This is a genomic window from Natrarchaeobius oligotrophus, assembly GCF_003841465.1.
GTDB lineage: Archaea > Halobacteriota > Halobacteria > Halobacteriales > Natrialbaceae > Natrarchaeobius > Natrarchaeobius oligotrophus.
This window is the reverse complement of record NZ_REFZ01000035.1, coordinates 1-12,205: the sequence shown is the minus strand read 5'-3', so window position 1 is coordinate 12,205 and position 12,205 is coordinate 1. Positions and strand designations below refer to the sequence as shown.

Here is a 12,205-nt window from a genome sequence, read left to right as displayed (position 1 = left end):
AGCAGGCCGCGAAAGCTGGCCTGCTTCTTGAATACCTCCCCTCGTACGCACCGGAAATGAACCCACTCGAACAGTGCTGGCGTCAAGTGAACGAGGGACGTGCCAACAAACTCTATCGAACACTCTCCGAACTGAAAGCGTATCTCACGAGTAAACTCCCAACGCTGCACTCACCGAGGATCTATGAGTATCTCTGCTGATCCCTATCACTTTACCTGGCGCGGAACGCACGAGGGAGAGATCGAAGGGCTCGAAGCGACCGGCAACACCGTCGAGAGCCCCGGGATGACCATCAATCGGTTCGAGGACGGGAAAGCCGTCGAGGACATCAACTACTGGGACAATCTCGACTTCTTTCAGCAACTCGGTGTGATGGAGCCGCCGACTGGCTGATAGCTCCTCTCTCCGTATCTCCTTTCCTCGACTTCAGCTTGTTACCAATCACAGCCTCTCTTTTTTGGCGAGAGACCCCGTCGTTTCCGACGGGCGTGAATCGTCACACGAACGATTCCGGTGTTCTGTGGCCGTACTGGGTGCTAACCGACGCGGCGCGTCCGCGCTCATTCCGGAACAATCGGACAGTATCGGAGTTCCAACCCACGTCTCGCGGGTATCCTCCGCGTGAGAGGCGAGGATACCGACGGAAAACGAGTCAGATAACTCCGAATCCGTCGCAGGAGAGGGGTAACGGCTGTGTGGCCCAGCCAGCACCCTCTCGGGTGTCAAACCGTAACTTTCCAAACCAGCAAGCCTCCGCTCGTGGGAAGCCTCGACGTCGTCGGGCTATGCCCGACTGCCTGAGGGATCTCCGATCCCTCTCCGTTGACGAGGAGGAGGTCACACCCCGACGCTGTTGTCCGTTTTCAATAGAGCAGACCGAAGACGCTCAGAAGATCCGTGAGCAACGACCGATCCTCCAGGAACAGCTCGCTACCACCATTCAACCGACTGCTGAGGCTTAGCTAAAACCACTGCTCTTTTGTTATGTTCTGGTGAATCACTAGACTGCATCGATTTCCGGTGTGAAATTACACCGCCGAGAAAGTCTCGTTGGAAGAATTTTGACAGCAAACTCGAGAGAGCTGTTTTACCGGAGTGATCGAATGCTGATGTGGGGTGCACAAAGGGGACTAACCTCAACGCTGTCTGGTGATTCACCAATGGCTTGACGTTGCAAAAGCCATCGAATCCATAGGGTATTACGTTCTACATCGGTCCCGGAGAGTAGCAACTAGTAAGTACGACCGTATCCTCATCGAAGAACTTCATGTTTCATTACATGTAAGACGATCCTACTCCGGTCCCAATTGAAACAATACCTCTTTAGCAAGTCGGTCACTTACTCGTTTCAATGACTTCGTTACTGATCTCCGAGATTTTAGTTGGCGTGTATCTCGGCTTGATTGCGGCCCTCTTTCCATCGTTTATCACGTTCTCGATCGGCTTTGGTTTCAAGTATTTCACGAATGTCACGGTTCCAGGACTCGGTGTCGTTGCCCTCGGTGGAACACTCGCGGGCGTCACCGGCGGGCTTATGGGGTTGATGGATCCGCAGTTAGCCGGTAGTTGGACGGGGATCATCGCCATTCTCGTCATTTTGATGAGCTGTCTCTGGGCACACAGTCAGGGTGATAAACTCGGTGAAGCGACACCTCGGCGTCTCACACTCAAATCACTTCGAGAGAACCAACTCTCGGCTGAACTCGCGGAGCGGGTTGACTCCTACGGCCAGATCCGGATACGGCCAGCCGGAGAGATATACGCTATCGAAGGATATCCCCCACTACCGGAAGCCCTCCGCGAGCAATTACACAGTGGCTCCTGGAAGTTCCCGGCGAACCTTTCACTATCTGAACTGGAAACCCGACTCGAAGAGCGACTCACGACGGACTACGAACTGGCGGAGGTGGACGTGATAGTCGACAAACGGGGGCGAGCTGAAATAGCCGCGGCCCCGAGTGCGGCCGGGTTATCTCGTCGAATCCCTCCCGGGAGATGTGCCGTCTCGATACAGACGCTCCTGCCAACGGGTGTCGCTCGAGGCGATTCGGTTACGATCAAACTTCCTGATGGCGACGTAACAGGTCCCGTCGTGAGTGCTCGCACAAATGGGATCGATACGCCGAAAGAGCCAGATCCAGCATCGACGGAATCAGAAGATGGCGAGGCGGACGAGAAGGCGAAGAAGCCGCCTGCAATGACGACGACAGGTGGCGAAGGGCAGGTGACCGTGGCGTTACTGCTCACGGAAGCTCGGCGAGTCGTTCGGACGGACTTTGCACCGATGATCGTCCACTCCCGAGGGAAACAGCGCGAGTACGAAGCGATTGGCATCCTCAAACAAGACGGGAACCAGTTCCGAAACGTAACTATCGGTAACGGAAGTACGCTTTCGGGGACTACCATCGGGACAGCCCGGATACGGGATACCCATGGTGTCGGGATATTGACGATTCAACGGGCCACAGAGCAGCTCATCGCACCGAGTGGGATGACCGAACTCTTGGCGGGGGATACTCTCATCGTTGTCGGGAGACCCGATCAACTTCGGGCGTTCGAGGAGGTGGCCACATGAATAGTACTGGGTTCCTCCTCACGAACCCGGTGATTGCAGCCGTCTTTCGAATCGTTGGAGTGGCGCTGTTAGCCGGTGCTGTGACGACGATCGCGACATTCGTTTACAGAGTCCGAGTTCGAAACACACTTCCTGATGGTGCGACACTTATACTTGGGCTCGGCGTCGTCGCTATCTATCTCAACACGCGCCTCGTTTTCATCCAATACGCTGGGGAAACTGGTGACCCGTTGTCAGTCAGTGAGGCGCTGATCAACGTAACCGTGTTCGTCGTTGCCGGTATCGCGGCGTACGGCGGCCGCCACATCGGCGATACCCTCGGAACCTCCGACCGGCTCTCGTGGGGATGGCTCCAACCGGACTTGAGCCCTATTGTCCGAGCGACGGGTCGGTTCATCACCGTCACGTTTCCGGACGAGATAGACGATATCGACGGATACGATCCCGTTGCCGACGACTCCAAGACAGCTCTGAAAGGCCGGACAATGGATTTCCCACGCGGATTGACGATCTCCGAACTTCAGTCTGAAATCACGGCTCGGCTCAGAGCGGAACACGATATCGGCTACGTCGACCTCGAGATTACTGCGGACGGAACCGTCGAATACCTTGCAGTTGGTCAGCGCCCGGCGGGAATCGGGCCGACGCTGCCTCCAAAATCGGCCGCAGTCGCGATTCGTGCCGATCCGCCCTTCAGCGCTTCACCGGGCGATACATTACAGCTGTGGTACAACGGCGACGATGGTGAGAAACACCTTGGAACGGCTGAACTGCGATCGAGTGCCGGGCAGATAACGACAGTCGTAACGGACGAAGCAACTGCCAATCGAATCGACCCAACTGTCGAGTATCGGCTGATGACGCTCTCGGCAGATTCGTCCCCAGATCGGGAGTTCGCCGCGATACTCCGACGCGGTGACGAGACGATGAGTGTGATCGAAATCGGCACGGAAAGTCCGCTAGTCGGTGTCTCGGCCAGTGCGCTAGATGTTACGATCCTCTCAATTCGGTCACCCGGTGGAGATATAGAGACGATGCCGGACAGAGAGCGATTGATCCAGCCCGGAGACAACGTGTTCGCGATTGGTCGTCCCAATACGTTGCGCAAGCTGGAGGTCTCCAACGACGTGCAGCTGGTCGAAAGTGATACCGACGTGAAAACGGCTGTTGAAAATGCTCTCGAGTGGGACCGTGGTGATGAGTTACCAGCAAAACCAATCGAAGGAGATCGACCTGCTGAAGGAAATGCCACAAATAACGGGGGAGATCTGCCTTGATGCGGCGATCTCTCCGCACCATCCACGCTGTGTGAGGTGTCGATCTACTCGAGATGAAACGAAACGTTGTACACGAGTTCGGCGCTTGCCGGTAGATCGGACGGCGTCTTCGACTGGTGCTCCATCGCTTTTCGCGAGTATCGTAACCTCCTTTGCGTTCGTACAGCCTAACCACACGACCGATTCGGTCTCGAATCTGAGCCGACGTGCCCGTGTTTCCGTGGCAACTCAGCGGGAAACTCGGTCGCTACCGTTCGCCGCGGAATTTGACTGATTGCAACCCGTCTTCATCGACGCTCTCGAGGGGTCCTTCCAGAGCCGATCGATGATCCGGTTGTTTCGATTGGATAGCGAGCAGCAATCAGTGTACGGAGAGTCGGGCGTCGACGCTCGGATCCCCGGGTCTCGAGTAAAATCACACGCAGGATTGCCAGTAACACAGTGTCCACGTGAGGATTCCGAAACCCGATGGCAGAGTGATGTACTGTCGACTGATTTATCGGGGGAAATTTGTTGACACAGATTTATTATCTAGTAGCTTTCACGTATGTCGATGGAAGAATTACGCCCGGCCCCATCGCTGCAGACGCTCGATGATCTCGTCGAAACGACGTTCACAGCCGACGGTGACGGCGACGTGGAGTTTCGGTTGATAGAACTCGATACGTCGCGTGACGTCATCGACGACTGGGAGCAGTTCACGCTCGTTTTCGACGGTCCCGAAGGGACGTCCCTCGACGGCAAAATGTACCGGCTGATCGGCGAGGATGGCGAGTGGTTCGATCTCTCGCTCAGTCCGACGCCGAGCGGGAGTTCCGACCCGACAGACGTGTACTACGAAGCGCCGGTCTCCCGGGAAGTCTCCGGTCGGCTGGCGACCGATGAATCGGGGGATTCCCCCGAGGCTGAGAACGCGGCCGTCGACGCGTCGCAGCTCTCCGTCGAGGAGTACATCGGTGGGATCAGCATGTTCGCCGGAACGTTCGCTCCGAAGGATTTCATGCTGTGCGACGGGCGTCAGCTCCAGGTCGCGAACTACCAGGCGTTGTTCAGCATACTCGGGACGACCTACGGCGGGAACGGACAGACGATGTTCCAGCTTCCCGATCTGACCGGCCGAACCCCGATCGGGGCGGGACATGGGACGGGGCGGACCCATCGAGAACTCGGCGAAACTGGTGGAGAGGAGCAGGTCACCCTGACGACGAACGAACTGCCGACACACAACCACGGGGCACAGTCGACTCTCCCAGTAAGTAGATCCCAGGGAAACACCGGAGCACCCGGCGGAAATCACCTTGCCCGATCTGAGGACGTAGAGATCTATGCAGATTCAGCCGGTGCAGACATGTCTGTCGAGATGACTATCTGGGACACTGGTAGGGGAATGGCACACGACAACATGTCTCCATATCTGGCGATCAACTACGTCATCGCAGTCCAGGGCTACTATCCACAACGTCCCTGAAACACCGATTTTGTCCGGGGATCTGCTCGGACACAGATTCTTTCGGTTTCTCGTTCTCCGTTGTTCGCTACTCGAGGAACTCCTCGACCGGGGTACCTCGCGACCAACACCGTTTGAACAGGCCGCAGAGCCAGCTTCGTGCTTCCGGAGCGTCGCTTATCGCGAGGACTGTTGCGATCCCGGTCTCGTCGTTTGCGCCAACGGTAACGACATCCTCGTGGAGGGCAAACGAGAACGGTATCCCTTCGGAGACCTGTATCGTTACGTTCTCCGCGACGATGATCTCGTCTAGGAGATCCGGGGTTAGGTTTCGAAACGTCGAGAGGACCCTCGGTGTCAGACACATTTCGACGTCCATTCCCGAGTTTCGAACCTCGGTTGTCCCCCTGACGACGGAATCTCGTGAGCCGATTGCGGGAATCGCAAATCGGATCCGGTGGGAGGTCTCCCAGAGATCCATCGCGCGATCGGTCGCTACGTACGGGTTGGTTTCGGTCGCAACGACGAGTTCGGCGTCGATGAGCAGGTGAGCGTTCGCTGCGAGTTCCCGCGAACTCACTCCGAGTAGAAGCGGTTCGAGTCGGTCGATAGCCGTCATGGAATCGAGAAGACGGTTCGTAGCCTCGACCACTACCGCTCCTCGCGGGCTCGTCCGAAATCCATCCGGAGTCTGTTCGAGAAATCCGTTTTGCTCGAGAGCAGTCGTCGCGCGGTAGACCGTTGCGCGAGAGTGATCGACCCGATCTTCGATCGCGCAACGAGTCTGTGGCGTCCCGTAACAGGCAGCGAGAATGTCCGCCCGGTTACCGACAGCCAGCGCGTCCTGGAGCGCCTTTGTATCCATATCTGACACGATGTCTCCCCTGATATAATTGTTCACCGATGAGACGGCCGTTCATCGATGAAACATCAAAAAAGAAAGTAATATAGAAGTGGAAGATATTTTGTTGACGATGATGATCCGCCGATCTCCGCACGCGATTGGGGTATTGTTACTCATGTTTTTACTGGTACTTACTGCAGGGGTGTTTGCGGTATCGGGTGACCTTTCTGATTCGAACGTACTGCCAAACGCGTTCGAAGATGATACAAATGGCGTCTCGGTGAACGAACTCGGCGGTGTCGGTGGTGCTGAAGCGACCGCTGGTGGGACGTACGACAGACCGACTCGAACACCATCGTTTTCGGTGACCTCGAGTTCGGCGGGGACGAGTCTCGGTCCGAATCTCCTGGAGAACCCCACGTGTACTGTGGACGAACAAAGTGAGGGTGAGGAGCCGCTTCACTGGACGGTCGAGCAGGGTGAGATCGAATGCAACGAGCCCGAGCCTGATTTCATGCCAGATCCCAGAGTGGGCGACTACGTGTTCATCGACTGGGAGGATCTGGAACCGACGACGGACGAATCCATCGTCACGCAAACGGTTCCGGTCACGGGTGGTTCTGAGTACCAGTTCAGCGTGTGGGTTGGGTCCGACGAGGTAGATGACGACTACGCGCAATTTCAGGTCGAGTTTCTCGACGACGGTAGCCCCATCAGCGAGGGAGTGATCGATAGCGGTGAATTCCAGCCCGAAGACCCCAACGAACCCGACCAGTACGTCGAGACGACGGCGGCCCCGGAGAACGCCGACGAAGCGGTCGTGCGAATAATTCTGGTAAACGGCGGAGATTTTGGTCTCGATAGACCGCTGCTGTGGGCCGATGAGGTGCAGTTCCAAGAGCTCAGCGACGCACCGACGGCATTCGACGTCGACGGCGTCGAAATGGGGATCGAGCAGACGCTCGCTCCCGACTGGACGCTCTTCGACGCCGAGTTCGGCGAGGACGATGACGATCGCGGATTCGACGACTCCGGAGAGATCAGCCACTTCGGCGGCGGAGACCTCTCCGGTGACGTTACAGATCACGAGCCAGGTGACGAGGTCGGGTTCGCTGGCGGAACGCTTCAGGTCAACGCCGACGGGTCGTTCAGCCTGACGAACCCGACGCAGACGGGCACGTTCGAATTCGACTATCGACTGGAGTATGAAGGTGACCACGACGACGCGACCGTCGACCTCGAAATTTTCGATCACGAACTGGAGAATCCGCGGTGTGAGGAGTGGGACGACAACGCGCAGGACCAACCAATCGGGTGGGACGGTGAAGATCTGTCCTGTCACGACCTCGAGGACCTCCCGTTTACCGACACCGACCACACGGCCGTCGGAGAGCGGTCGTTCACGGACAATTATCTCTCGCTGGACGACGAGGTCCACACCGAACAGACCGTCTACGTCGTCGGTGAGGAAACCTACACCGTTTCGGGACTGTACGGAACCGACACCGAGGAATACTCCGGAACGGTCGAGTTCGAGTACCTCGATTCGGACGGCGACGTGATCTCCAACGAGGGGTTCACGCTCGAAGCGCTCCAGTCCGACTCGAGTACGGATTTCGACCGATTCACGGAAACCACCGACGCGCCCGACGACGCGAAGCGGGCGACCCTTCGACTCACCGTCGTTCGTCCGAGCGGGCACGAGGATCCGGCCGGGGTGTACTTCGACGACCTCTCGATCGAGCGCGGCGATCCGGGTGATGATCCGGTGAACGCCCGCGACGTCGAAACCGAGGTCGGGATCTACCACGCGTTCGAGCCGTCGGAGACGTTGTTCGACGACTGGGGCAACGGCGTAGACGAACTCGGGACGCCCGAGGCGGACCTCGTGAACTTCGGCGGTGGAGATCTCTCGACGAGCGTAACCGACTTCGGGCCGGGTGAGTCCGTTTCCTTCGCCGGCGGAACGCTCACCGTCGAGGCCGACGGATCGTTCAGTCTCGAGGAACCGACCGACGTTGGAACTCACACCTTCGAGTACGAGATCGAGAACGAACACGACTCGAGTACCGCGACGGTCGAAATCTGGGTACGAGACAGCACGCTGTTGGATGCTGATTGTGCCCCCGACTCGTTCGACGCGTGGGACGACGTCTCTCCCGGAAACGGCAACATCGATTGCATGGATCCCCAGGAGTCCGGAACGGCTCAGCCGAACGGCGAGCAGAATCCGCCGGTTCCGCCGTACGCGATCGGAGATCGGGGCGGTGACGGATACGACGCGGTTGCCGAACAGACGATCCCCATCCGCCCCGGATACAGCTACGAACTCGCCGGATTCGTCGGAACCGAAGCGACGCCGGAGGAGAGCTACGCCACGCTCGAAGTCGACTATCTGGACGAGGACGGAGCGCAACTCTCCGTCTCGGAGGCAGACGACGTCGACCTCTCCGAGATGCGATCTGACGGTACGACCGAGTTCGACGCGTTCTCGGACACGACCGTTCCACCCGAGGACGCGACGCACGCCACCGTTCGAATTTTCATCAACAGTACCGAGGAGATGGAGCTGGGTGGAGACGCATACGCACGCGCGTACGTCGACGATCTGTCGTTCGAACTGCTCGGACTCCCACCGGAGGCGAACGACGTCGATGGACTGGAACTCGACGTAGACGACACGCTCACGGCATCGGTCGTCGAAGATCACGGTCACGGCACCGACGACCTCGGCGAACCGGGGGCGGAGGTGGCGAGCTTCGGTGGTGGCACGCTCGACGGAACCGCCACAGACTACGACGCGGGCCAGACAGCCGAGTTGGCGGGTGGCGACCTGACGATCGAGTCCGATGGCTCGCTCGAACTGACTGCCCCAACCGAAGACGGCACCTACCAGTTCGACTACCGCCTCGAGAACGACGCCGGCTACGACGAGGCGACGGTGACGCTCGAGGTCTTGGCGCCGAACGTCACGGTCATCGGGATCGTCACGGACGCCACGTTCGAGACTCCCGTTTCCGACGTCGACGTCGAACTCACGGACGGGGACGGAACGTACACGACTGAGACGAACGCGAGCGGGGTGTACGAGGCCGTGGTCCCCGGAACGGGCGAATCGTACACGGTGAACGCGAATCGCGTGGGGTGGCACGAACACCAGACGACCGTGACAGTCGGTCCTGCCGACGAGACGGTGACCGGCGTCGACCTCGAGATCACCGGCGATGCGAGGGACACGATTTCCCTTCGCGACTGGGTCACCGACGGAAAACTGGAGGGAGCGACGGCGACGATCGAACACGAGACGTTCGGCGTCGCCGAGGACGCGTTCACGGCCGATGGGGGCGGAAATATGGAAATCGTGTTGCCGGGTGGCTTTACGTACTCGTACACGTTCTCGCAACCGGGCTACGATGGCACCCACATACCGTTCCGCTCGCTAGTCCCTGGCGACCAATCAACGGCAGACTGGGTGCTGGCCGGCAATGCCGAAATCGCTGGCACGGTAACGGACGGCGAAACCGGCGAGGGGGTCGCAGGCTCGACCGTCACCGCCGAAAACGGCGTCGGCGCATACGACGCAACAACGAACGGGAACGGCGCGTACACGATCGAGTACGTCCCAGGCGGCCACGACTACGACGTAGAAATCGAAGCAGACGGCTACGTGACGGTCGTCGAATCGGACGAATCCGTCGGTGACGAAGCGACCCACACCCTCGATTCCGAACTAACCGGCAACGCGACGGTCGAGGGAACCGTCGAGGACGAGCGTACGGGTGACGGGATCGAAAACGCCGACGTGATCGTCGTCTATCCGAGCGACGCCGAGTTCACGGTCGAGGACGCGACGGACGCGGACGGTTCGTTCACCATCGAAACCGTTCCCGGAACGAGCGAAGAGTACGCCATCGTCGCACAGGCACCCGGATACAAAGCGGGGGACAGCACGGTTCTGGTGGATGACGGCGCGCTTGCGGATGCCGGCGCGATCGAACTCGCCGGAGACGCCTCCGTGAGCGGGACGGTGAAAGATGCGACGCTCGAGGGCATCCCGGAGGTCGACGTGACCGTCTCGAGTGAGTCCGTAGCGTACACGACGACGACGGACGGCAACGGCGAGTACGCCGTCGAGAACGTCCCCGGAACCGGAGTGGAGTACACGGTGAGTACCGATCCAGACGGCTGGGACGCGAACTCGACGACCGTGACGGTCGGAGACGGTGCGGAGGCACAGGCGGACCTCACGCTCATGGGAGCGAGAACCAACAGTATCGAGGTTCACGATCGGCTCTTCGAAACCGCTGGTGAGGAGTACCGGATCGGAAATGCATCGGTCGACATCGAACACCACAGGGGTGATGACGGACCGACGCTCGGCGAGGCGACGGTGACGACCGGAAGCGATGGAAGCAGCGTGGCCGTTGCGTTGCCCACAATGCCGACGCACCTCGCACCCGGTGGGACGATCGGTGACGATGAGATCCGGTACACGGCATCCGCTGACGGGTACGAACCCAACACGAACTGGGAATCGCTCGATGTCGATATTCCCATCTCTCTCACTATCGGTGGAACCGGATCGGTGAGCGGCACCGTCGTCGATGAAGGGACCGGCGACGGGATCGAAGACGCGGACGTTACCCTCGAGTATCCGACCGGCGAGGCGGTCGCCTTCGAGGACGCCACTGACGCGGATGGAGAGTACACGATCGAGGACGTTCCGGGAACCGGCGAAGAGTACGAGATCACCGTAAGCGCGGACGGCTACGAGTCGAACGCCACGGCGGTCGCCGTCGGCGATGGAGAGAACGTCGAACGCGACCTCGCGCTCTCGGGTGACGCCACGATCGAGGTGGAACTCACCGACGAGAATTTCGAATTCCCGATCGAAGAGGCGACGGTCGAGGCGACTGCGGACGACGACCGCGGTCCGTACTCGGCGACCGAACACGACGGCGTCTACACGATCGCGACCGTCCCGAGCGGCGTTGACTACGAGGTATCGATCTCCCACGACGCCTACAAGGACGAGACGATCGACGACGTCGCGGTAGAGAGCGAGGAGACGACGACGCTCTCGAACGAGCTGATCGGCAACGCAGTGATCGAGAACGTGATCTTCGATGCAATCTTCGAGGACGCACAAGACGTCTACGTGGGTACCACCCTCGAGTTCGAGCGCATCCACGGCGAGTCGACGCAGCGTTTCACCGTCGTCGACCTCGACGACGACGTCCACGAGCAGGCGATCCCCGGCGACGGCGCGGTGTACAACGTGACGGCCACGCACGGCACCTTCTACGAGCCGACGACCGAGACGGCCGGCGAGCTCGACCCCGGTGACGAGGAGACGGTCGAACTCCCGCTCGTCCGGGTCGGCCAGGAAACCGTGGTGGGGACGATCAGTGACGAGCGGACGGGCGCACCCATCGCGGACGCGAACGTGACCCTCGAGTTCGTCGACGATTCGGTTGTCGACGTCGAGTTGATCCACGAGACGACGACCGACGCTGACGGTGGCTACGAGGTCGAGGGAGTCGTTGGCGGTCCCGCCTTCGACCGCGAGAAAACGTACGACGTGACGGCCGAGCGTGACGGATACGAGACCACTACCATCACGGCGGGCGTCGGCCACGACGAGACGACCGTCATCGACGTGACGGCGCTCGGAAACGCCTCCGTGAGCGGAGTCGTCGAGGACGAGGTGACGGGGACTCCGATCGCCGATGCTGACGTCCAGGCCGTCCCCACCGAAACCGGCGGCAGTTACGCCGCGGAGACGGACGCCGACGGCCAGTTCACCCTCGAGAACGTCGCCGGTACCGGAGAGCAGTACGAGGTCTCGATGAGCGCGGACGGCTACCGTTCGGAGACGACGACCGTCTCGGTGGGTAACGACGAGAACGTCTCCGACGTGACCGTTGGACTCGAGGAGGGTGTCATAGAACAGTTAGCATACCTAAGAGCAGGGTGAACGCTGAGGTGGAATGAGTTCAGCGACCCTGCAAGATGAGCCTTGGATAGACGAGTTCTTTAATCTCGTGGCAGTCGAGACGCTT

At 59.6% G+C, this 12,205-nt stretch carries 7 protein-coding genes; 6 read left to right on the top strand and 1 reads right to left on the bottom strand.

Going from position 1 to position 12,205, the window contains the following annotated elements:
* The 5 genes from EA472_RS21255 to EA472_RS21235 form a co-directional block, all read left to right on the top strand.
* Nucleotides 1-200, top strand: a 200-nt coding sequence (locus EA472_RS21255; RefSeq protein ID WP_207891174.1) for a transposase, incomplete at its 5' end; no start/stop codon positions are given.
* Nucleotides 184-393 (top strand): ester cyclase, encoded by a 210-nt coding sequence (locus tag EA472_RS21250; RefSeq protein WP_124193483.1) that lies wholly within the window; start codon nt 184-186, stop codon nt 391-393. The genes EA472_RS21255 and EA472_RS21250, both read left to right, overlap by 17 nt.
* A 958-nt stretch (nt 394-1,351) precedes the next feature.
* Nucleotides 1,352-2,575: a potassium channel family protein gene (locus EA472_RS21245; RefSeq protein ID WP_124193482.1), complete on the top strand. Its 1,224-nt coding sequence runs from the start codon at nt 1,352-1,354 to the stop codon at nt 2,573-2,575.
* Complete coding sequence (locus tag EA472_RS21240; RefSeq protein WP_124193481.1) at nt 2,572-3,852, top strand: TrkA C-terminal domain-containing protein; 1,281 nt, start codon at nt 2,572-2,574, stop codon at nt 3,850-3,852. Before EA472_RS21245 ends, EA472_RS21240 begins: the two co-directional genes overlap by 4 nt.
* Nucleotides 3,853-4,405: 553 nt before the next feature.
* Nucleotides 4,406-5,320: a phage tail protein gene (locus EA472_RS21235; protein WP_165874961.1), complete on the top strand. Its 915-nt coding sequence runs from the start codon at nt 4,406-4,408 to the stop codon at nt 5,318-5,320.
* A 67-nt stretch (nt 5,321-5,387) separates the two neighbouring features.
* On the opposite strand, the gene EA472_RS23570 is transcribed toward EA472_RS21235, so the two are convergent.
* Nucleotides 5,388-6,164, bottom strand: coding sequence for a helix-turn-helix transcriptional regulator (locus EA472_RS23570; RefSeq protein WP_449289237.1), 777 nt, complete (start codon nt 6,162-6,164; stop codon nt 5,388-5,390).
* Between the two features lie 406 nt (nt 6,165-6,570).
* Between EA472_RS23570 and EA472_RS21225 the strand changes: the two genes are divergently transcribed.
* Nucleotides 6,571-12,120 carry a carboxypeptidase-like regulatory domain-containing protein gene (locus tag EA472_RS21225; protein WP_165874960.1) on the top strand — a complete coding sequence of 1,850 codons (5,550 nt, stop codon included), beginning with the start codon at nt 6,571-6,573 and terminating at the stop codon, nt 12,118-12,120.
* Nucleotides 12,121-12,205 lie beyond the last annotated feature (85 nt).